Source organism: Streptomyces sp. NPDC000983, assembly GCF_040299205.1.
Taxonomy (GTDB): Bacteria; Actinomycetota; Actinomycetes; order Streptomycetales; family Streptomycetaceae; genus Streptomyces.
The window spans coordinates 36,694-56,517 of record NZ_JBEPBM010000038.1 but is presented as its reverse complement, the minus strand read 5'-3'; the positions used below and the strand labels follow the sequence as shown (position 1 = coordinate 56,517).

At 70.8% G+C, this 19,824-nt stretch carries 22 protein-coding genes; 9 read left to right on the top strand and 13 right to left on the bottom strand.

The window, feature by feature from the left end; translation table 11 throughout:
* Nucleotides 1–142 precede the first annotated feature (142 nt).
* Nucleotides 143–394: a ribosomal protein L7/L12 gene (locus tag ABT296_RS31535; RefSeq protein ID WP_351932289.1), complete on the bottom strand. Its 252-nt coding sequence runs from the start codon at nt 392–394 to the stop codon at nt 143–145.
* Nucleotides 395–452: 58 nt separating this feature from the next.
* Nucleotides 453–869 (bottom strand): arsenate reductase ArsC, encoded by a 417-nt coding sequence (locus ABT296_RS31530; protein ID WP_351932287.1) that lies wholly within the window; start codon nt 867–869, stop codon nt 453–455.
* Nucleotides 870–977: 108 nt separating this feature from the next.
* Here ABT296_RS31530 and ABT296_RS31525 point away from each other — a divergent pair, with 108 nt between their 5' ends.
* Nucleotides 978–1,286 (top strand): ArsR/SmtB family transcription factor, encoded by a 309-nt coding sequence (locus tag ABT296_RS31525; protein ID WP_351932285.1) that lies wholly within the window; start codon nt 978–980, stop codon nt 1,284–1,286.
* Nucleotides 1,287–1,320: 34 nt separating this feature from the next.
* Nucleotides 1,321–2,091 (top strand): aquaporin, encoded by a 771-nt coding sequence (locus tag ABT296_RS31520; RefSeq protein ID WP_351932283.1) that lies wholly within the window; start codon nt 1,321–1,323, stop codon nt 2,089–2,091.
* A gap of 158 nt (nt 2,092–2,249) precedes the next feature.
* Here the strand turns inward: ABT296_RS31520 and ABT296_RS31515 are convergent, their stop codons facing one another.
* Both ABT296_RS31515 and ABT296_RS31510 read right to left on the bottom strand, forming a co-directional pair.
* The gene (locus ABT296_RS31515; protein ID WP_351932281.1) at nt 2,250–2,750 is read right to left on the bottom strand and encodes a GNAT family N-acetyltransferase; all 501 of its coding nucleotides are present in this window, start codon (nt 2,748–2,750) and stop codon (nt 2,250–2,252) included.
* Nucleotides 2,747–3,109, bottom strand: coding sequence for an ArsR/SmtB family transcription factor (locus tag ABT296_RS31510; protein ID WP_351932279.1), 363 nt, complete (start codon nt 3,107–3,109; stop codon nt 2,747–2,749). Before ABT296_RS31510 ends, ABT296_RS31515 begins: the two co-directional genes overlap by 4 nt.
* A gap of 337 nt (nt 3,110–3,446) precedes the next feature.
* Here ABT296_RS31510 and ABT296_RS31505 point away from each other — a divergent pair, with 337 nt between their 5' ends.
* Both ABT296_RS31505 and ABT296_RS31500 read left to right on the top strand, forming a co-directional pair.
* Nucleotides 3,447–4,826 carry an NAD(P)-binding domain-containing protein gene (locus ABT296_RS31505; protein WP_351932277.1) on the top strand — a complete coding sequence of 460 codons (1,380 nt, stop codon included), beginning with the start codon at nt 3,447–3,449 and terminating at the stop codon, nt 4,824–4,826.
* A 38-nt stretch (nt 4,827–4,864) separates the two neighbouring features.
* Nucleotides 4,865–5,329: an ArsI/CadI family heavy metal resistance metalloenzyme gene (locus tag ABT296_RS31500; RefSeq protein ID WP_351932275.1), complete on the top strand. Its 465-nt coding sequence runs from the start codon at nt 4,865–4,867 to the stop codon at nt 5,327–5,329.
* Between the two features lie 117 nt (nt 5,330–5,446).
* Here the strand turns inward: ABT296_RS31500 and ABT296_RS31495 are convergent, their stop codons facing one another.
* From ABT296_RS31495 to ABT296_RS31480, 4 genes are all read right to left on the bottom strand, one after another.
* Complete coding sequence (locus tag ABT296_RS31495) at nt 5,447–6,697, bottom strand: low temperature requirement protein A (RefSeq protein ID WP_351932273.1); 1,251 nt, start codon at nt 6,695–6,697, stop codon at nt 5,447–5,449.
* A 255-nt stretch (nt 6,698–6,952) separates the two neighbouring features.
* Nucleotides 6,953–7,465: a hypothetical protein gene (locus ABT296_RS31490; protein ID WP_351932271.1), complete on the bottom strand. Its 513-nt coding sequence runs from the start codon at nt 7,463–7,465 to the stop codon at nt 6,953–6,955.
* Between the two features lie 178 nt (nt 7,466–7,643).
* Nucleotides 7,644–8,576: a GlxA family transcriptional regulator gene (locus ABT296_RS31485; protein ID WP_351932269.1), complete on the bottom strand. Its 933-nt coding sequence runs from the start codon at nt 8,574–8,576 to the stop codon at nt 7,644–7,646.
* Complete coding sequence (locus ABT296_RS31480; protein WP_351932267.1) at nt 8,573–9,124, bottom strand: cysteine hydrolase family protein; 552 nt, start codon at nt 9,122–9,124, stop codon at nt 8,573–8,575. Before ABT296_RS31480 ends, ABT296_RS31485 begins: the two co-directional genes overlap by 4 nt.
* Before the next feature lie 215 nt (nt 9,125–9,339).
* Here ABT296_RS31480 and ABT296_RS31475 point away from each other — a divergent pair, with 215 nt between their 5' ends.
* From ABT296_RS31475 to ABT296_RS31465, 3 genes are all read left to right on the top strand, one after another.
* Nucleotides 9,340–10,074 carry a MerR family transcriptional regulator gene (locus ABT296_RS31475; protein WP_351932265.1) on the top strand — a complete coding sequence of 245 codons (735 nt, stop codon included), beginning with the start codon at nt 9,340–9,342 and terminating at the stop codon, nt 10,072–10,074.
* The gene (locus ABT296_RS31470; protein ID WP_351932263.1) at nt 10,071–10,910 is read left to right on the top strand and encodes a hypothetical protein; all 840 of its coding nucleotides are present in this window, start codon (nt 10,071–10,073) and stop codon (nt 10,908–10,910) included. Before ABT296_RS31475 ends, ABT296_RS31470 begins: the two co-directional genes overlap by 4 nt.
* A 73-nt stretch (nt 10,911–10,983) precedes the next feature.
* The gene (locus tag ABT296_RS31465) at nt 10,984–11,403 is read left to right on the top strand and encodes a hypothetical protein (protein ID WP_351932261.1); all 420 of its coding nucleotides are present in this window, start codon (nt 10,984–10,986) and stop codon (nt 11,401–11,403) included.
* Nucleotides 11,404–11,441: 38 nt separating this feature from the next.
* Here ABT296_RS31465 and ABT296_RS31460 read toward each other — a convergent pair whose 3' ends face one another.
* The 5 genes from ABT296_RS31460 to ABT296_RS31435 all read right to left on the bottom strand — a co-directional run bounded on the left by ABT296_RS31460 (nt 11,442) and on the right by ABT296_RS31435 (nt 16,991).
* The gene (locus ABT296_RS31460) at nt 11,442–12,047 is read right to left on the bottom strand and encodes a dihydrofolate reductase family protein (protein ID WP_351932259.1); all 606 of its coding nucleotides are present in this window, start codon (nt 12,045–12,047) and stop codon (nt 11,442–11,444) included.
* A gap of 241 nt (nt 12,048–12,288) precedes the next feature.
* A complete protein-coding gene (locus tag ABT296_RS31455) occupies nt 12,289–14,208 on the bottom strand; it encodes a protein-arginine deiminase domain-containing protein (RefSeq protein WP_351932257.1) in 1,920 nt (639 codons plus the stop codon).
* Between the two features lie 1,066 nt (nt 14,209–15,274).
* The gene (locus tag ABT296_RS38780) at nt 15,275–15,841 is read right to left on the bottom strand and encodes a dihydrofolate reductase family protein (protein WP_502977372.1); all 567 of its coding nucleotides are present in this window, start codon (nt 15,839–15,841) and stop codon (nt 15,275–15,277) included.
* Nucleotides 15,838–16,191 (bottom strand): dihydrofolate reductase family protein, encoded by a 354-nt coding sequence (locus ABT296_RS31440; protein ID WP_351932255.1) that lies wholly within the window; start codon nt 16,189–16,191, stop codon nt 15,838–15,840. Before ABT296_RS31440 ends, ABT296_RS38780 begins: the two co-directional genes overlap by 4 nt.
* Nucleotides 16,188–16,991: an alpha/beta fold hydrolase gene (locus ABT296_RS31435; RefSeq protein WP_351932253.1), complete on the bottom strand. Its 804-nt coding sequence runs from the start codon at nt 16,989–16,991 to the stop codon at nt 16,188–16,190. The genes ABT296_RS31440 and ABT296_RS31435 overlap by 4 nt, the downstream gene beginning before the upstream one ends.
* 144 nt (nt 16,992–17,135) lie before the next feature.
* Here ABT296_RS31435 and ABT296_RS31430 point away from each other — a divergent pair, with 144 nt between their 5' ends.
* Both ABT296_RS31430 and ABT296_RS31425 read left to right on the top strand, forming a co-directional pair.
* Complete coding sequence (locus ABT296_RS31430; protein WP_351932251.1) at nt 17,136–17,744, top strand: TetR/AcrR family transcriptional regulator; 609 nt, start codon at nt 17,136–17,138, stop codon at nt 17,742–17,744.
* A 207-nt stretch (nt 17,745–17,951) separates the two neighbouring features.
* Complete coding sequence (locus ABT296_RS31425; RefSeq protein WP_351932249.1) at nt 17,952–19,790, top strand: ABC transporter ATP-binding protein; 1,839 nt, start codon at nt 17,952–17,954, stop codon at nt 19,788–19,790.
* Nucleotides 19,791–19,824: the final 34 nt, after the last annotated feature.

The window sequence follows — 19,824 nt, the reverse complement described above, 5'->3', positions numbered from 1 at the left end:
TCCAACGAAACGTACGGCACCCGGAAACGATCATGATTGTTGCTGTTGGGTAAACCCGCCACGGACCGTTCTGCCGCCGGCGCGGCACGGGTTCAGGGCCCTCCGCGGTTTCCGGTGACGCCGAACCAAACAGCAGATGTGACTACGGCTTCACGGTGACGTGGGCGCGAGCATCGGCATCGTGGAGTGCGCCGACCAGGGCGGTGGCGACTTCCTCCGGCACGCCCTCGAGAACCGTCGCGGGCAGTCGGCCGATGAGCGACCTGCACTGCCACAGGCTCAGCCCCGTCCGCCTGTGCAGCAGCTTTACGACCTCGGTGGCCCGAGGCCCGGGGTCCGTGAGGACGGCGTCGTGCGGCAGGTCGTCGCAGGTCAGCAGGAACGATTCGTTCACTGTGCTCGATTCCTGTGGACGTTGTCGCTGATCGGGTCGGCTGCCTGGGTTGCCTCGGTCACGGCTGCTGCTCGGCGTCGATCTCGGCGATCAGGGCCTCGATGCGGGTCCTGATCTCGTCACGGATGGGGCGTACGGCTTCAACGCCCTTGCCGGCCGGGTCTTCCAAGGCCCAGTCGAGGTACCGCTTGCCGGGGAAGACCGGGCAGGCGTCGCCGCAGCCCATGGTGATGACGTAGTCGGACGCCTGGACGACCTCGGTGGTGAGGACCTTCGGTTTCTGGTCGGCGATGTCGATGCCGAGCTCCGCCATGGCCTCGACGGCGGAAGGGTTGACCCGGTCGCCCGGGATCGAGCCCGCGGAGCGGACCTCGACGCGATCCCCGGCCAGGTGACGCAGGAATCCGGCGGCCATCTGGGAGCGGCCGGCGTTGTGCACGCAGACGAAGAGTACGGAGGCGAGCTGAGCGGTCATCGGTTCATCCTCGGGTGCGGTGCAGTCGCCGCGAGGATCGCCGACTGCGCGTTCATGGAGATCAATCGGGGCTGGTATCAGTCCCGGGTGATGTGAAAGTATCAGCCCATGCTGACGTCAGTCGATACTGATCTGATCCGGGTTCTGGGCGACCCCCTGCGCCTGCGGATCGTGACCCTGCTCGCTCGCGAGACGCTGTGCACCACCCACCTCGTCGAGGAGACCGGCGCCAAGCAGACCAACCTCTCCAACCACCTGAAGGTGTTGCGCGAGGCAGGGGTCGTGGAGACCGAGCCCTGCGGCCGGTTCACCTACTACAGGCTCAAGCCGGACGTCATCGAAACGCTCGCCGGCCAGTTCGCCGACCTGGCGGCCACGGCCCGTCTCAACGCCGACGCCAAGCGGGCCTGCCCATAGCCTCTCGCTCCACCTGCCCGAGGAGACTCCGCCCGTGACCGCCACCGAGCCCGCTGCGCCCGGCCCCCTTGCCACCGGCCCGTCGCCGCAGCCCGCGCCCGGCGCCCCTCTGCCCCCTGCCCCGCTGGTCGCCCGCGCGGCCGCCGAGTCCGTCGGCACCGCCGCTCTGGTGGCCGTCGTCGTCGGTTCCGGCATCCAGGCGACCCGGCTCACCGACGACGTCGCGCTGCAACTGCTCGCCAACTCCACGGCCACGGTTTTCGGTCTCGGCGTGCTGATCGCTCTGCTCGGGCCGGTTTCGGGAGCCCACTTCAACCCGGCCGTCACCCTGGCCGAGTGGTGGACCACGCGCCGAGGCGGAGCGGGTGTGACCGGGTGCGAGCCGGCGGTGTACGTCCTTTCGCAGATCGTCGGGGCCATCGCGGGCGCGGTTCTGGCGGACGCGATGTTCGGCGAGCCGTTGGTGCAGTGGTCCACGCACGACCGCTCCGCCGGGAACCTGCTCCTCGGCGAGGTGGTGGCCACGGCCGGTCTGATCCTGCTGATCTTCGGCCTGGCCCGTACCGACCGGCTCCGTTTCGCGCCCGTCGCCGTCGCCTCGTACATCGGCGCGGCCTACTGGTTCACGTCGTCCACCTCGTTCGCGAACCCGGCGGTGACGATCGGCCGTGCGTTCACCGACACGTTCGCGGGCATCGCCCCGGCCTCCGTGCCGGCCTTCGTGGCGATGCAACTGATGGGCGCGGTTGTGGGCCTGGCGCTGGTCGCGGTGATCTTCATGCGCGGTACGTCGGACACCACATGACGCGGGCTGTGGACGTGGTGGTGATCGGCGGCGGCAGGAGCGGGCCCGCTGCCGCGTCCGCTCTCGCGCGGTGCGTGACGCTGCCCGGTCGGCGCATGCGGCCGTAAGCGCGAGAGATGGACCCCGCAGCGGCGCGGACCCGCGACGCCGGCCGCCTCTCAGTCGATGTGCGGGCTGCGGCGCTCGATCAGGACCGTGTCGCGCCAGCGGCCGTGGTGGCGACCGATGCGCTCGCGGGTGCCGATGATCCGGAAGCCGGCCCGCTCGTGGACGGCGAGACTGGCGGTGTTCTCGGGGAAGACGCCGGACTGGATGGTCCAGATACCGGCCGCCTCGGTCGAGTCGATCAGGGCCTTCAGCAGCGCGGAGGCGATGCCGCGGCCCCGGGCGTCGGGATGCACGTAGACCGAGTGCTCGACGACGCCGACGTACGCGCAGCGGTCGGACACCTTGGTGGCGGCGACCCAGCCGAGCACGCGCCCGCTCTCGTCGACGGCCGCGAAACGGTGCTCCGGCAGCTTGGCCGCGTCGAACTCCGCCCACGTCGGCGCGCTGGTCTCGAAGGTGGCGTTGCCCTCCTCGATGCCGGCCCGGTAGATCGCGACGACCTCGGCGGCGTGGTCGCCGGTCAGCGGCACCACGAGGGTGGAGGCGGTCACGCGGCGGCGGCCTTGGTCAGGAGCTGCCCCATGGCTGTCAGCACCGCCGGCTCGACGCGGTAGTACACCCAGGTCCCGCGGCGCTCGGAGGAGAGCAGCCCGGCCTCCTTGAGCTTCTTCAGGTGGTGGGAGACCGTCGGCTGCGAGACGCCGACGTCGGAGATGTCGCAGACGCAGGCCTCGCCGCCCTCGTGCGAGGCGACGGCCGAGAAGAGCCTCAGCCGGACCGGATCGCCGAGCGCCTTGAACATGACCGCGGTCCGTTCGGCCTCCTCCGCGGTCAGCGGCCGCTCGTTGAGCGGTGGGCAGCAGGGTTCGGCGACGGTCTCCAGCAGCGGGAGCGCCTTCACGTTCGACATGTGTCTATGTTGACACACGTCAAATCAGCCGCCTAGGGCTGCGAGCGGCCGAACGTCCGAGCCGGTCGCCGGGCGGCCCGGCATTCGCCGGCCCCGGCAGCGGGGTGTATCGGGCGGGCGATCCGTGAGGCTGTCGTGTCGGCCTGGCTGTGGCCCCGTCGTCGGCTTCGAAGCCGTGCGCTGCCGCGAGACCTGGCCGGCCGCCGCTGATGACTTCGGTATTCGCACCATGAGGGCCCACTCTGAATTGATGGATGTCTATGTTGACGTCTGTCGATGCAGGTGTCACGATGGGCACGCAAGAGATCGACGGATGTCGAATCACAAGGGGACTCGTATGAACGCCACAGCCACAGCCGCAGCCACCGAGCGACTGCCCGTCGTAGTTGTCGGGGCCGGCCCCGTCGGCCTGGCCGCCGCCGCACACCTCGTCGGACGCGGCCTGGAGCCGCTGGTCCTGGAGGCCGGCGCGCAGGTTGGCGCGGCGGTGCGCGAATGGGCGCACGTACGACTGTTCTCCACCTGGGGCGAAGTCACCGATCCGGCCGCCGAGAAGCTCCTCGCCCCGACCGGCTGGGTGAAGCCCGACGCGGCGGCGTATCCGACCGGCGGCGACTGGGCCGAGCGGTACCTCCAGCCCCTCTCCGACGTCCTCGGCGACAAGGTCCGCGTCGGCGCCCGCGTCACCGGCGTCTCCCGCGTGGGCCGGGACCGGATCGTCGACGCCGACCGCGAAGCCCAGCCGTTCACCGTCCACGTCACGTACGCCGACGGCCGAGAGGAGCGGATCCTCGCCCGGGCCGTCATCGACGCCTCCGGCACCTGGGCCGTCCCGAGCCCGGCCGGCGGCGACGGCCTCCCGGCGCTCGGCGAACGCGCGGCAGCCGACCGGATCTCGTACCGCGTCCCCGACCTCAAGAACCCGGCGACCAGGGCCCGTTACGCGGGCAAGCGCATCGGGGTCATCGGCTCCGGCGCCTCCGCATTCACCGCCCTCGCCTCGCTCGCCGAACTCGCGACGTCGTACGACGGCGACCGTACGCACGCCACCTGGATCCTGCGCCGGGGCATCTCCGGCTCCACCTTCGGCGGCGGCACCGCCGACCAGCTTCCCGCCAGGGGCGCACTCGGCCTCGCCGCGAAGGCCGCGGTGGACGAGGGCCACGCCGACGCGGTCACCGGCTTCCGCACCGAGACGATCGTCCGCGACGGCGAGGGCTTGGTTCTCGTCGCCGAGGACGGTCGCCGCCTCGATCCGGTCGACGAACTCATCGTCCTCACCGGCTTCCGCCCCGACCTGTCCTTCCTCGACGAACTCCGCCTCGGCCTCGACGAACGCCTCCAGGCCCCCGTAGAGCTCGCCCCGCTCATCGACCCCAACCAGCACTCCTGCGGCACCGTCTACCCGCACGGCGTGAAGGAGCTCTCGCACCCGGAGGAGGGCGTGTACCTGGTCGGCATGAAGTCCTACGGCCGTGCGCCGACGTTCCTCGCCCTCACCGGCTACGAGCAGGTCCGCTCCGTCGTCGCCGCGGTCGCCGGCGACCGCGATTCCGCCGAGCGCGTCGAACTCGTCCTGCCCGAGACCGGAGTCTGCGGCGGTGCAGGCATCTTCGACCAGCCGCAGACCGACGAGACGGCCGACGCTGGCGGCGGGTGCTGCACGGCCCCGGCCACCCTCCGCACCGGCGCCGACGCCGAATCCGGAGGCTGCTGACTCTGCCCACCCGCTCAACCACCCACAGGAGGAACACGATGTCCCGCGTACAACTCGCCCTGCGTGTCCCGGACCTGGAGGCGTCCGTCGCCTTCTACACCAGGCTGTTCGGCACCGAGCCCGCCAAACTCCGCGACGGCTACGCCAACTTCGCCATCGCCGAACCGCCTCTCAAGCTCGTCCTCATCGAAGGCGCCGCGGGCGACGACACCCGCATGGACCACCTCGGTGTCGAAGTCGACAGCACCGAGGCCGTCCACGCCGCCACCACCCGGCTCAGCGGCGAGGGCCTCACGACCACGGTGGAGAACGACACCAGGTGCTGTTACGCCCTCCAGGACAAGGTGTGGGTCCACGGTCCCGGCCGCGAACCGTGGGAGGTGTACGTCGTCAAAGCCGACGCCGCCACGCTCACCAAGCAGCGCGACAGCACCTGCTGCACCGGCCCGGCCGATGCCGAGACCGACGAGCAGGCACCGGTCACCGCGGGCGGATGCTGCTGAAACCGCGAGGACCGACACCCACACCCGCGGGGCCGCGACCGGCGCAGGGGACCGGTCGCGGCCCCGCGCTGTCCTGTGCGCCGGCCACCCCAGGAGTTCACACGGACGGCGGTGTCCTCAGGCCGGTCTCTCGTTGATCAGCAAGCCGTCGCGCAGCCATCGGGCGAACGCGAAAGCCCAGGTCACGGAGAGGATCAGGAGCAGGATGAGGGCCAGGAGCCAGGGGGCGGGGCGGGACCATCCGGCGAGGAGGGCGGCAACGGCAGCGATGACCAGCACGGTCTGCACCGACTTGTAGGTGGAGGGGTGGCGGTCGTAGTCCGCCAGGTTGGGCAGGAGCACCACCGTGGTGATCAGCATCGCGGCCACGGAGCCTCCCATCAGCCAGCTGAGAGAGGTCGGGGTCCGGTGGTCGGTGGCGTGTTCCACGAGCCCGACCATGCCGGCGCCGGCCGCCGCCACGGCCATGGTCAACGGGAGATGGGTGAAGATCCAGGTCGCCAGGGAGTGACCGCTCTCGCGGGGCATGCGGCGGGACACCAGATCGGCGTAGTTCCACCAGAATCCGAAGCCGATCGCGAGCCCGAGCAGACCCGTGGTCGTCACGAGAGGGCTGCGTTCGACATGGGCCAGCCCGTTCACGACGCCGATCACCACTTCGCCGAGCACGATGATGATGAGCAGTCCGAAGCGCTCGATCATCGGGTCGGTCACGACGTTGTAGCTCGGCGTCCTGCGCCACGAGATCAGTACGACGCACTCCACGCCGCACCAGGCGACGACGAACGCCGCCCAGAGCACGAGACGGGCGTCGGCCGACAGCGGCACCGATGCCGCGATCAGCACGATGCCCGCGACCATGACGATCAGATAGCGCCGGGGCGTCCTGCGCAGTTCCGGCGGGTCCAGCCGGTACACGGAGAACCACTGATAGCTGAGCAGGGCCAGCAGCAGTGCGTAGAGCGCCGCGAGGGTGCGGCCGTCGTCGCCGTCGGCGTGGCCGACGTAGACCGCCATGAGGGACAGCAACAGCATCTGCACGAAGATCAGCGAGCGGGTGTGGCCGTCCTCGCGGCCGTGCAGCTCGTAAAAGAGAGTGCCGTTCAGCCATGCGATCCAGATCAGCCCGAAGACCACGGCAAACGTGACCGTCCCTCGCCAGGAAACGTCCTCCGCGAGCGTGTGGGCGGCCTGTCCGACCAGGACGACGTAGACGAGGTCGTAGAAGAGCTCCAGAAAGCTGACGGTGCGAGCGGTGTCCGCCTCGCCGTGGCGTCGCGGCGGGCGAAAGAGCCATCGGCGCAGTCCGGTACCCGCGGGGACGGCCTTGGCGGCGTCGGATCGGGGTTCGGGGGCGTGGTCGGACATCTGGGACTCCTGCTTGGCATCGCGAACGTGTGGCGAAGCGATGGTGACGGCTCGACTGCCGCGCCCGCCGGGGGCACGCCGGTCCGCGCCGGGTTACTGCGGGTGATCGGCCGGGCGGGGCAGGAAGATCCGCGTTTCCGGGCGCGGAACGGGTTGCACCTGAACACGCGGGACCACCAGCCACGAAGCCGAGGAGGTCCGCGGGGGCAAGGGTCCCGAAGTCTGTGCAGCGGCAGCTCGCGCGTGGGTCTGTGTCTAGCGGCCGGGTGAATCGGTGGGTTCGTCGAGAAGCGCGGGGTGGGCTGCCAGGCGGCGGGCTTCGGCCATGACCTCGGCATTGACCTGGTCCACGGTTCTGTCGCTGTACTCGAGCATGTCGTATTCGTCGTCGAGTTCAGCGAGGCGCTCAGTCACGGGCAACTCATGTCCGTGGCGCTGGTGAATGCGGAAGGTGAACTCCCGAGGCGTGAGCTCGCCGGCGAGCATGCGGCGTGCGAGGGCTCGGGCGGCGGCTTCCTGACCGGTCTGGCTGCCGCCCGGACAGGAGGTGAGGCCGAGTTCGGCGAGTGCTGGGGGCAGTAGGTCGTGGACGTCGTAGTCCGCCTCGGCGCGCGTGCAGGCGGCCAGTATGCGAAGGGCAGGAGTGTCGAGCCCAGCGACGAGTGCGTCACAGGCGGCGTTCACGACATCGCTCGCGCGGACTTCCCCCATGCTCCACAGGACGGCATGGTCCTGAAGGGCGATCGCAGCTGCTTCGGTCGGCGTCACTCGGCCACGATTGCTTACACGGTGCGTCCGAGTCGAGCGGATTTCGTCGAAGGTGCTGTTCAGGGGCCCGTTCCGGCATGACCCGTGCGGAGTGGACGCGGATCGGTCGGCAAGGAGCGCCGCCGTAGTCGCCGTCTACCCGAGCCCGACCGGATCGCTGCCCCGGGGCGTCCCGGCATCAAGCATCGGCCACGCCCGCCCGGGGCGTCCGGCTGCGCAGGCGGCGCAGCATTCGGGCGTCGTCGAAGCCCACCTGCCGCGCCGCCGCTTCCACGGTGGCGCCGTGGCCGATCAGATGCTCGGCGCGTTCGACTCGGAGGGTCTGCTGGTAGCGCAGCGGGGTCAGGCCACCGGTGGCGCGGTGGAAGAGCCGGGTCAGGGTGCGTTCGCTGACGCCCGCGCTCGCGGCCAGGTGCGCGAGCGGCAGCGGTTCGGTGAACCGCGCGTCGATGAGGTCCTGGACGCGGTGGACGGCGTCGTCCAGGTGGGACCGGTGCCGCAGCATGGCGCTGTCCTGCGGTTCATGGCCGTTGCGCCGGGCGTACACGACCATGTCCCGGGCCACCTGGGCGGCGAGGGCGGGGCCGTGCCGGCCGGCGAGCAGGTGCAGCGCCAGGTCGATGCCGCTGGTGATGCCCGCCGAGCTCACCACCCGGTCGTCGGCCGTGTACAGCACGTCCCGCACCACCTCGGCGCCGGGATAGCGGGCGGCCAGTTCGTCCTGGTGCTCGTGATGCGTGGTGCACCTGCGCCCGTCCAGCAGCCCGGCCCGGCCCAGCGCCTCCGCCCCGGCACACACGCTGGCGACGGTGCCGCCGGCGGCGTGGTGCCCGCGCAGCCATGCCGAGCCGGCGTCACTCAGGGCGGGGCCGCTGCCCAGCGTGCGCGTGCGCCAGCCCGGCACCATGACCAGGTCGTCGGCGCCGAGCACCGGCCACCGGGTGCTTGCGATCAGCGGCAGGCCCTGGGCGCTGAGCACCTGCTCGCGCTCGGCGACGTAGGCGATGCGGTAGGGCTGGCCGAAGTCCGCCGCGGTGCTGAAGGCCTGTGCCGGGCCGGCCAGGTCGAGGAGGTGGACGCCGGGCAGCAGGACGAAGACGACGAGGCTCACGTGTGCGAGGGTGCCAGCTCCGCCTCCAGTTCGGCCACCGTGCTGATCCGGGCGAACCGGTCCCGCAGGACCGCCTCGGTGCGTTCGATGATCGCCTCGGCGGAGAGGTCGCCGATGGGGTTGGTGGTCGTGGCGTCGGTGACGAAGACCATGCGATACCCGAGGTCGCTGCCGACCCGGGTCGTGGTCTCCACGCACTGCTCGGTGCGGATTCCGCAGACCACGAGTTCGCCCACCCCCGCCTCGGTCAGCAGTTGCTGCAGGTTGGTGGTGGTGAAGGCGTTGTGCGACGTCTTGTACAGGACGGGCTCACCAGGCTCCGGACGGGACAGCTCCTCCAGCAGGCGCACATGCCCCTGAGCCGGGTCGAACACATCGCCACTGCCCGGTTCCGAGTGCAGCACCCAGACGACGAGGTCGCCGGCCGCGCGGGCGAGGGCGACCAGCCGGTTGACTGGTTCGGCGATGTCCGGACGGGCGATCTGCTTCCACAGCGGCCGGGCCCGGAAGGACTCCTGGACATCGATGACGATCAGCGCTCTCTTCATGACACCGATGATGACCTGGAACGTTGCCCGAACCGTAGACCCGATCCGGGCCGGCACCGGAACGATCCGGTCAGCCGTGCCGGACGACCCGCGCCGTGCGCTCCCCACCTCACGGTTCACGGCCCCGCCGACGTGCCGCGCTCGGCATCGACCCGTGACCGAGAGCCCCCTTCAGCACTTGACCTTGACGCAACGGCAGGGTTTCTACTGGCGGCATGCGAATCGGAGAGATCGCCGCACTCGTCGGGCTCACCACCCGGGCGGTCCGGCACTACCACCATGTGGGCCTGCTCGCGGAACCGGAGCGGCGCCCCAACGGCTACCGGGCCTACAGCGTCCGTGACGCCGTCCTGCTCGCCCGGGTGCGCCGGCTCACCGAACTCGGCCTCGGCCTGGGCGAGGTGCGCGACGCGCTCTCCGACGACGCCGGACGCGAACTGACCGAGATCCTGGAAGAACTCGACGCCGACCTGGCCCGCCAGGAAGCCGACATCCGGGAGCGCCGGCGCCGGCTCAGCGCCCTGCTCGCCGAGCCGCCCGGCGCCGCCGGGCCCGTCTCACCCGCCCTCGCCGCCCTGCTGGCACAGGCCCCCCGAACAGACTCGCCGAGCGCGGCCAAGGACCGCGCGTACCTGACCCTGCTGGACAGCGCCGGACCCGTCGGCCCGGAGATGGTCGCGCTGCTCGGAACGATCGCCGCCGATCCCGCCGTGGTCGAACTGTACGAGCGCCTCGACGCGCTCGCCGACGCCCCCGCCGACGACCCCCGGATCGCACCCCTGGCAGCCGACCTCGTCGCAGCCGTCCCCGCGGAGTTGATCGCCGCGCTGCCGGCGGGCGGCGCGGTCGTGACCGGGTTCAAGGAGGCGGTGCTCGCCGAGTACACCCCCGCCCAGGCGGAAGTCGTGGGCCGTCTCATGGACGCGTTCGCGGAAAGGGGCGGGGGATGAACGGCAGGCCACGGGGCGTACGGGCGGCGCGGGTCGCGGCGGCCGTCGTACTGCCCGGGGAACTGGCCCTGGTCACCTCCCTGGTGGCCGGGGTCCGGCCGCCCGGGTGGGCGCTGGCTGCCGCCGAGGCGCTGGTGCTCGCGGTCCTGCTCCTGGAGACCTGGGTGCTGCATGCGCTGTACACCGCCGCACGCGCCCGCGGCATGGACCGCGGTGCGGCGCGGCGGGCCGCCGTACAGGAAGCCGTGCCGGCCGGGGTCCGCCGTCTGATCCTCCACGAACTGCGCGCCCTGGTCTCCCTGGCCCGATGGGTACGCCGCCGCAAGCACGGGGTACGCCCCGGCGACCACGCGGCCGCGTACACCGGACCCCAGACCGCGATGCTGTACGGCCTGCTGTTCGTCATGGTCGTCGAGACGACGGCCCTGGCCTTCCTCATCCCTTGGCCGGCGGTCCACCTGCTGGTCCTGATCCTCGACCTGTACGGCGTCGTCCTCGTGCTGGCCCTGCACGCCGCCTGCGTCACCCGCCCGCACGTCGTGCGCCCCGACGGCACCCTGCGGATCCGCTACGGCGCCCTCTTCGACCTCGCCGTACCGCCGGACGCGGTCGCCTCGGTCCGGGTCGACCGGCGTTACCCCGAGGGCAGCCTGGTCACCGTCTCCGGGGACGGCGTCCTCGACCTGATCGTGGGCAGCCAGACCTCGGTCACCCTGAAGCTGAACCGGCCACTGCCCTTCACCCGCCCACTCGGCGCGACGGAAGAGGCCCACACCATCCGCTTCCACGCAGACGACCCGCGAGCCCTGGTCAGCGCACTCCGCCGACCCGACTGAACACACAGGCTGCTCCTTGCGGGAGGATCGCGTCGGCATGACCGATGGACATGGACGCCGAGGAGCCCTCCCCTTGATCACACAAGGAGTACGGATCACGGGCCGGTGCGGCGCCTGCGGAGGCACGACTACCTGCGATGTCGGCCAGTTCTTCCACGGCGGCATGCTGCGCTGGGGCACCGAAGGACGATGCGCGGACTGCCTGGACGGGTGGTGCGAGCAAGCCTGTGGCCCTGTCACACCCGAGTTCATTCGACAAGCCCTGCTGCAAGCGCATGGAGCGGCGCGGCTGCGCCTGTCCGCAGGAGGCGGGAACCTCGTCGGCGTGATGCGGGCCCTTCGCCATGCGCGGGAACTGCCCCTGGCCGAAGCACGCGCGCAGGCCGCGGAACTCGCCGGGACCGGTCTCACGGGCACGCTTGTCGAGATGGAGATCCTGGCGGTTCACCTGCGAGAACGGGGCGTCACGGTGACCGTCGATCCCGCGACGTAACCCCGCTTGATCAGCCCCGGCATGCGTCCCCGGGGGCGTTACGCAGGGACGACGAGGGGCGGGTGTTCGAGTACGCGCGGCTTGTACTCGACCAGTTGGATCCGGCCGTCGAAGGTGCGGTGGTCGGTCATCTCCAGGGCGACGTCCGGGTAGCCGTCGTAGATGCGTTCCTCGCCCGTGGCCCCGGTGATCACCGGGAACATCACGACGCGGAAGCGGTCGACGAGTCCGGCCCGCAACAGGGACCGGCACAGGCCGAGGCTGCCGATCGTGCTGAGGAGCCCCGAGCCGTTCGCCTTCATGGCGCGGACCGCCTCGACGGCGTCGTCGCGGACGAGCGTGCAGTTGGCCCATGTCAGTGGCTCCTCCAGCGAGGAGGAGAACACCACCTTGGACGCCTGCGTGAGCTCGTCCACGGACGCCTCCTCCTCGGGCCTGAACTCGTCCTGTCCCTCGGGGACCTCGCCTGCGGCGAAGCCCGACATCAGGCGGTAGGTGTTCGCCCCCATCAGGTAGGTGACCTCGGGCTGCTCGCCGAGCCAGGCGAGGTACTCCGGGCCTTCGAGGCCCCAGAACCCGGGCCACCCCTCTCCCGACGCGTAGCCGTCGAGGGAGGTGATGAAGTCGACGAGAAGCTCCGACATGACGCTGTCCTTTCCTGGGGTGTCACGAGCTTGGACCGCCGGGGAGCCGCAAACTCATCGGCCACGCCGTGACGTATCGAGAAAGCCCGTGACACCGCGGCCGGGCAGCCCGGAGCGGCGGCAGGCATCGGAGCGCCCGCAGCCCGGCCGGGGCTGCTCGCCCCTTCCGTGCCTCGGGCACCCGCAGGGAGGGTGCCCCCAGGCCCTGGACCCGGGGGCGGACCGTTCGGGGACGGTCGCGTCAGGGGTTCCACCAGCGGCCGGAAGCGTCGCGGAGGGTGTTGGTGCCGCAGTGGATCTCGCCCATGCCGAGGTGGTACGTGTACCAGTCGTCGACGTAGGTGACCTGGATGCCTGCGCGGTTGTACGCGGCGGTGACGGCCTCGGTGAAGATGTCCTTGCCGCCGATGAGAGGTCCCCACTGGCGCGGGGCGAGGTAGCGGTCGCGGGCGAGCTGGATGCCGTTGACGGCGCCGGGGACGTAGGCGCTGGTCGAGATGGTCGGGGCCGGTGCGGCGGCGCGGGCCCCGTCGGCGTCCTCGCGCAGCTGCTGCTGGCCGTACTTCCGGGCGGCTTCCGGGGTGCCGTCGCCGCCGAGGCGGCGCAACAGCGGCACGCGTGGTTCGGCGCCGTCGCCGACGATGCCGCGGGTGTAGAGGGCGGGCACACGGACGATGTCCTCGTCGGTGACGCCGGTCTCCCTCTTGAGGATCTCCAGGTTGGCCGCGATCTTCCGGGCGGCCATCTCGTTGTCGGTGACCAGGTGCCGGGAGCCGAGGGCCTCGTCGATGGTCTCCTCGGGCGGCAGCAGCTCGTCGAAGCCCGGCACGGAGAACATCTTCTTCGCGCCGTGGCCGTCGCGCTGGGCGTCCCGCAGGAGTTGCAGCCCGGCCTCGGGGTCGGCGATGCCGATGCGCCAGCCGCGCGGGGTGTCGGCGGGCAGGAACTGCACGAACTCGTCGACGTGCCCCACATGCAGCCACGAGGTGTCCAGCAGGAGCGGGTCCTGGAGTCCCTGGGACTTCAGCAGCGTGCGTATCTCCTTGGAGGGGCGGACACCGCTGCCGTCCTTGCGCTCGCCCATGATGATCCGTCCGGCCGGGAACGAGCGGCCGTTGTGGACGTGGGGCGGGACGGTCTCCAGGTTGCCGTAGGAGTTGAGGGTCTCCCAGCCCTGCATGTCCCGGCCCTTGGCCTGCACGACACCGATGTTGGGGCCGCGCAGCTTCTCGTACAGCTCGCGGCCCGCCTCGCGGTCCTGGGCGGAGCGCAGCATGACGCGCATCGTGCGCTGCTTGCCGTCCGGGCCGGTCATGTTGAGGTAGGCGGGCTCGACGAAGTCCTGCGCCCAGATGTCGTCGTACTTGTCGAAGGTGAGCAGCGGCTTGGTGATGCCGGCCGCCTTGCTCTCCTTGTCCAGTTGCTTGACGAAGGCGCGCTGCCGCTTGGCCCACGGGTCGTTGCCGCTCACCTTGGTGACCAGCAGCTGCTGGGTGTTCTGCAGCGCATGGTGGGTCAGCAGCGGGGCCGCGCGCAGGGTGACGGAGTCGGAGGTGGTGCCGGAGGAGGAGGTGACCTTCAGCCGGATCACCACGCGCCCGTCCCACTTCGCGCTGTCGCGGATGACGTCCCTGCCCTCGACGCCGAACTCGACACCGGCCCGCAGCTCGGCCCGCGTCAGCCGGGTCTGTGAAGTGAGCAGCTCCCAGGCGCCGTTGCGCAGCAGGAAGACCCTGCTCTGCGCGGCTCCCGTGGTCACGGTGACGCTGCCCCGGGCGCCGGAGGGCAGGTGCCGCAGCGGCACCGAGCGCACCCGTGCCAGGTCGGCGGCGTCGGCCCGGCCGTTGACCTTCTTGTCGGAGGCGTCGTTGCAGGCGACGAGTTTGGAGTCGGAGAGCGGGCGGCCGCCCGGGCCTGCGGTCGGGCAACGCTTGCTGTCGTCGTCGATGTTGGGCAGGAAGACCGCGCCCCGTCCGACGGTCCAGGTGTTCTCCCCGGCGGTGTCGGTGGCGCCCGTGACGTCGACCCGCCCGTCGCGATTGACGTCCGCCCTCAGATCGACGCGCGGCGGCTCCTGCGCGAACGCCGTGCCCGGCGGCGTGAGCACCGCTCCCGTCGCGGCCAGCGCCAGTACCGCCTGTGCGGCGTTTCTCGTACGCACTGTGGTGTCCTCTCGTTCCCTGCGGTCAACCCGTTGAAGGAGATGAGGGGAAAACACGCGTCGTGCGTTGTCTGTGCGGTGCGAATTCCTCCTCGTTGGTGACGAATTGCAGGCAGAGGGTGCTTCTCGCGGCGGATGGGACCCCTGGGCGGACAGCGCCCCGGGTGGTGCGGGGCCCGGTCATCCGGCGCGTGCCGGCCGCCCGGTTGCCGGACTGCTCTCCGCGCCGGGCCTGACATGCCTGGGCGGGCCCCGGCCGGTGGGCCGTCATGCCCAACCGGCCTTCGCTGAGGTCCGGTTGGGCGTTCGGCTCCGGGCGGCAGCGGCCTTGGCCGTGTATCGAAAGTGGCTGGTAGCGACCTGTGGGGCAGGTTCGAGAATCCTGTAGCTGCTCGTATAGCGGACCTGTGATGGTGTCCGTCATGGATTCCGAGCCGCGCACTGATCCCGCCCGTCACTATGACTCAGGGGGCTGGTTGGCTCGGTTCGCGGGTCGGATGCTTGTGGTCTGTCCGCGATGCGGGGGCCGTGCTCTCGTGATCCCCCGGCCCGGCCTTCCTGATCCCAGATACTTCAGCGAGCTCCTGTTCCAGCCGCGCCGTCTGGCTTGTGGAGGGTGTGGCGCCGTCGCCGACTGGAAACCTGAGGTGCGGGGGGCTGGGCTGGTCGGCGCGGTGCTGGGCGGTAGTGAGGATCCGTTCTTCCAGCGGCCTCTGTGGCTGCAGACCCGTTGCGCCGGTCACGTCTTGTGGGCCTATAACGAGGAGCACGTCGACGAGCTGTCCGCCTATGTCGGGGCGCGATTGCGAGAGCGTGGCGGAGCGCGGCCGACGATGTCGATGTTCGCTCGGCTGCCGGCGTGGATGAAGGTGTCGGACCATCGCGCGGAGGTGCTGGCCGGCCTGGAGACGCTGCGGGCGCTGGCCGGACGGATGGCACCTGCCGACCGCTCCGATGCCGCGCACGGGCGCGGTGACCGTCCCCGAGCGCACAGGAGTCTGTACTTCCGGGGTGGCCCTTATGAGTCTTGAAGGCCCTGGTCACAGCCCTTCGCTGATGGTTGCGATCAGGACGGTTGCCTCGTAGCGGACCGCGAGCTTGTCATATCGAGTGGCGACCGCTCGGGGTCTCTTGAGGCGGTTGATCCCGCACTCGACCGTGTGGCGCTCGCGGTAGTCGGCCGGGTCGAAGTACGGCGCCCGGTCGCTGCGGGAGCGGCGCTTCTGGCGGTTGCGCGCCTGGTCGGTCTTGTCCGGGATGGTGCAGCGGATCCCGCGGCGGCGCAGGTAGGAGCGGTTCGTGCGGAAGGGCGTGCGCCTTGTCCACGCGGACTTGGTCGGGGTGGACGTGTGGCCGGCCCGGCCCGATGCGACGGTGTGATCCGGTAGGTGAGGTGGGTGACCTGCGGGGAGCTGACCACCCGGGTGGGTTCGAGGCCGGGAGCGGGTGAGACCCCGTCGAAGAGCCGGATGCCCGCGCCGAGTACGACGGGCGCGAGGTGGATCTGGAGTTCGTCCAGGAGCCCGGCGGCGATGAACTGCCGTACGGTGTCGGCGCCTCCGGAGATCTGGACGTCCTTGCCTCCTGCGGCCCGGCGAGCCTGGGCCAGTGCGCTGTCGATCCCGTCGGTCACGAAGGTGAACGTGGTGCCGCCCTGCCGTGCCCACGGTTCCCGGGGGGTGTGGGTGAGGACGAGGACGGGGGTGCGGAAGGGCGGCGGGTCGGGCCGGCCGACCTCGCCTTCGCGAACATCTGCCGACCCATGATGTAGGCGCCGGCGCGTTCGAAGTTCTCCTGGACGATGTCGTCGTCCTGGTTGGTCTGCCCGCCGCCGATGCTCTGGCGCTCCCGCCGGCTCTCGACGCCGAAGACCCATTCGTGGATGCGCGTTCCGCCGTCGCCGAGGGGGTGGTCGGGACGGGAGTCGGGGTCGGCGATGAAGCCGTCCAGGGACATGTCCAGACTGGCGAGGACCTCGCTCACGCATGCTCCCCGGTGGTGAGGAAGCCGGTCAGGACGGGGACGAGGAGCTCGGGGCCGATGTTGTGCTCCTGGCCGGGGAAGACGTGCAGGGTGAAGTTGTCGGCCAGTGCGGCGAGTTCCCGTGCGCCGGTGAGCATGTGCGGGGCACCGGCGTCCCCGCTGGCGACGAGGACGGGCACGGTCACGGACTGCCAGCGGTCGGTGGGCAGCGGCCGGCCGGACATGGTCTCGCCCATGACCTGGCCGTCGTAGGGGAGGGTGCGGGCGGTGGCTTCCATGCCGGACCAGAACGGGGCCCGGCGCATCCCGTCGACGGCCTCGGCGGGCATGCCCACCGCCGCGGTCATGAAGTAGGCCACGGCGTCGCCGTCCGCCCCCTGCTGCACGAGCTCCGTCAGGCGGGCGACGTAGTCGGCGGGCAGCGGCGGGCGGCTGTCGTCGGTGATGAAGGGCGGCTCGTACAGGGCGAGCCGGGTCACGGCGCTGCCCCGGGCGACGGCCTCCAGGGCCAGGACGGCACCGGACGACATGCCGAACACCATCGCCTGACCGCCCGCGAGCCCGATCACGGCGTCCAGGTCCTCGACCTCACGCTGCACGTCGTACGCCGGGCTGTCCCCGCTGTCCCCACGGCCCCGGCGGTCGTACGTGATCACCGTGAAGTGCTCGGCCAGCTCGCCGGCGAGTGCGGCGGAGTCGCCGCGGGTCATGAAGGCGCCGCCGACGAGTACGACGGCAGGGCCCGAGCCCGTCCGCTCGCAGGCGATGGCCGTGCCGTCCGCGGAGAACACCTTGTGCATGAGAAACCACTCCAAACGTCTGTGCGGTGCGCGGGGCCGCAGGCCCCCGCCCTTCGGAACTAGACCGTACAGTACTCTGACGGGTACTGGTCGGTCCAGTACCCTTCTGTGGGACGATGGGGCCGAACGGAGAAGGAGGCACCGATGGACAGCCGCTCGGCGCGCAAGCACGAGGCGATCCTGGAGGCCGCGACCAGCGTCTTCCTGGACAAGGGGTACGCGGGAACGAGCATGGACGACATCGCGAAACTCGCCGCGGTGTCCAAGCAGACCGTCTACAAGCACTTCTCCGACAAGGAGAAACTCTTCGCCGACATCGTGCTGGCCACCACCGACCGGCTCGACACCACGATCGACCTGCTGGCCGACCTCCCCACCGGCGACACCGACCTCGAAGCGAACCTCACCCGGCTCGCCCGCCGGTTCCTGACCGCCCTCACCGACCCCCGGGTGATCCAGCTGCGCCGGCTGATCATCGCCAACGCCGATGCCTTCCCCGACCTGGGAACCGAGTGGTACGAGCGAGGCTTCCAGCGAGCGCTCGCCACACTGGCGGCGACCTTCCAGCGCCTGACCGACCAGGGGCTGCTCCGCATCGACGACACGCTCCTGGCCGCGAACCACTTCTCCGGCCTGCTGCTGTGGATCCCGGTCAACCAGGCCATGTTCACCGGCAGGGCCCAGCACACCGAGGCCGACCTCGACCGCTACGCGTCCGCCGGCGTCCGCGTCTTCCTCGCCGCCTACCGCTGACCGCCGCCGTGGCCCCTGGGGCGGCGCTGTTGTCGACTGTTGATTCCTGCCAGGCCCGGACGGCCCCCAGGGTCGGCGGGGAGGGCTGGTTTGTGAGCGGATCTGGCCATGTGGCGATGTCCGGTTATCGCCGGTCCGCGTCAAATGCCTGGACGCAAAGCCTCCTTTGACGGGACACTTCCGGCTTCCAAGTCCACAGGGAGTGTGATGGGGACAACCGACACGCCAGGCCCGGCGCCGAACAGGAGCGCGGTCGTCTGGGCCCTGCGCCGCTACGGCCAGGAAATCCTCCGGCTGCGCCGACTGGCCCTGCCCGCCCTGCTGTTGCCGGCCGTCGGCAACATCGGCACCCGCTACATCGCCCCCCTGCTGATCGCCAAACTGGCGGCGCAGGCGGCCGAGGACGACGGTCTCACCCTCGGCTCGGCCCTGCCGTACGTGCTGGGCTTCGGCGCGACCCTGCTGCTCGCCGAGGCCGTGTGGCGGATCGGGCAGCACTGCCTGAACCGCGTGGACGCCCTCGGCATGGAGCACCTGTACGTGAGCGGCATGGACGAACTCCTCGCCCGGGACGCGGCGTTCTTCCACGACAACTTCGCCGGCTCCCTGACCAAACGGGTGCTCAGCTTCGGCAAGCGCTTCGAGGACTTCGTCGACACCCTGACGTACCGGATCGTCGGCAGTCTCGTCCCGCTGGTCTTCGGGGCCGTGGTCCTCTGGTTCTACGAACCGATGCTCGTCGCGGGCCTCGTCGTGATGATCGCGCTGACCGTGGCGGCCGCCACGCCTCTGATCCGCCGCAGGCAAAGGCTCGTCAACGACCGTGAGGCGGCGATGGCCCGGGTCTCCGGACACGTCGCCGACAGCCTCATGAACATGGAGACCATCCGCGCGTTCGCGGCCGAGCGCCGAGAAGCCGCCGAACACCGCAGCCGCGTCGCGGAGTCCAGGCGCCTGACGCTGCGCTCGTGGGACTACGGCAATCTCCGCGTCGACGTCCTGGTCGCCCCGATGTTCGTGCTGACCAACGTGCTGGGTCTGCTGCTCGCCATCGCCTTCGCCGGCCCCGGTGGGGGAGTCGAGGCACTCGTCGTCGCGTTCACCTACTACTTCAACGCCACCGAGATCATGTTCGAGTTCAACCAGATCTACCGGCGCCTGGAAAGCTCCATGACCGAGGCCGCGCAGTTCACCGAACTCCTGCTGGAACCGCCCACCGTCCTCGACCCGGCGCACCCCGAACCGCTCGCACCGCACGACACCGGCATCCGCTTCGAGGCCGTGACCTTCGCCCACCTGGGCGCACAACCGATCTTCCGGGGACTCGACCTGGACGTGCCCGCGGGCGCCCGGATCGGCCTGGTGGGAAGGTCCGGCGGCGGCAAGACCACGCTGACCCGGCTCCTGCTGCGCATGTCGGACATCGGCGACGGCCGCATCCTCGTCGGCGGTCAGGACATCAGCCGCCTGCGCCAGACCGACCTGCGCTCACTGTTCGCCTACGTCCCGCAGGAACCCGCCATGTTCCACCGCAGCCTGCGGGACAACATCGCCTTCGCCCGGCCCGGCGCCACCGACGCGCAGATCCACGCGGCGGCCGAGGCCGCGCACGTCACGGAGTTCGCCGGCCAGCTCCCCGACGGCTTCGCCACGCTGGTGGGGGAGCGAGGGGTCAAGCTCTCGGGCGGCCAGCGCCAGCGCGTCGCACTCGCCCGGGCCATCCTGCGCGACGCGCCGATCCTGCTGCTCGACGAGGCGACCAGCGCACTGGACTCGGAGAGCGAACTCCTCGTCCAGGACGCCCTGTGGCGCTTGCTGGAGGGACGCACGGCCCTCGTGGTGGCCCACCGGCTCAGCACCGTCGCCGGCATGGACGGGCTCGTCGTCCTCGACCGCGGAAACGTCGTCGAGCAGGGCACCCACGACGAACTCCTCGCCGCGGAGGGCGCCTACGCGAAGCTCTGGCAGCACCAGTCGGGCGGCTTCCTCGGCGAGAACACCGAACCGGATCCCCACATCCCCGTGCCGAGCACCGGGTCCACATGAGAGGGGGAGGCAAGGCCGTGTGCCTGGCCGTGCG

Coding starts and splice junctions, on each gene's coding strand:
- ABT296_RS31530 (WP_351932287.1), bottom strand. CDS start 869: ATGACCGCTCAGCTCGCCTCCGTACTCTTCGTCTGCGTGCACAACGCC.
- ABT296_RS31525 (WP_351932285.1), top strand. CDS start 978: ATGCTGACGTCAGTCGATACTGATCTGATCCGGGTTCTGGGCGACCCC.
- ABT296_RS31510 (WP_351932279.1), bottom strand. CDS start 3,109: ATGTCGAACGTGAAGGCGCTCCCGCTGCTGGAGACCGTCGCCGAACCC.
- ABT296_RS31505 (WP_351932277.1), top strand. CDS start 3,447: ATGAACGCCACAGCCACAGCCGCAGCCACCGAGCGACTGCCCGTCGTA.
- ABT296_RS31500 (WP_351932275.1), top strand. CDS start 4,865: ATGTCCCGCGTACAACTCGCCCTGCGTGTCCCGGACCTGGAGGCGTCC.
- ABT296_RS31495 (WP_351932273.1), bottom strand. CDS start 6,697: ATGTCCGACCACGCCCCCGAACCCCGATCCGACGCCGCCAAGGCCGTC.
- ABT296_RS31480 (WP_351932267.1), bottom strand. CDS start 9,124: ATGAAGAGAGCGCTGATCGTCATCGATGTCCAGGAGTCCTTCCGGGCC.
- ABT296_RS31475 (WP_351932265.1), top strand. CDS start 9,340: ATGCGAATCGGAGAGATCGCCGCACTCGTCGGGCTCACCACCCGGGCG.
- ABT296_RS31470 (WP_351932263.1), top strand. CDS start 10,071: ATGAACGGCAGGCCACGGGGCGTACGGGCGGCGCGGGTCGCGGCGGCC.
- ABT296_RS31460 (WP_351932259.1), bottom strand. CDS start 12,047: ATGTCGGAGCTTCTCGTCGACTTCATCACCTCCCTCGACGGCTACGCG.
- ABT296_RS31435 (WP_351932253.1), bottom strand. CDS start 16,991: ATGCACAAGGTGTTCTCCGCGGACGGCACGGCCATCGCCTGCGAGCGG.
- ABT296_RS31430 (WP_351932251.1), top strand. CDS start 17,136: ATGGACAGCCGCTCGGCGCGCAAGCACGAGGCGATCCTGGAGGCCGCG.
- ABT296_RS31425 (WP_351932249.1), top strand. CDS start 17,952: ATGGGGACAACCGACACGCCAGGCCCGGCGCCGAACAGGAGCGCGGTC.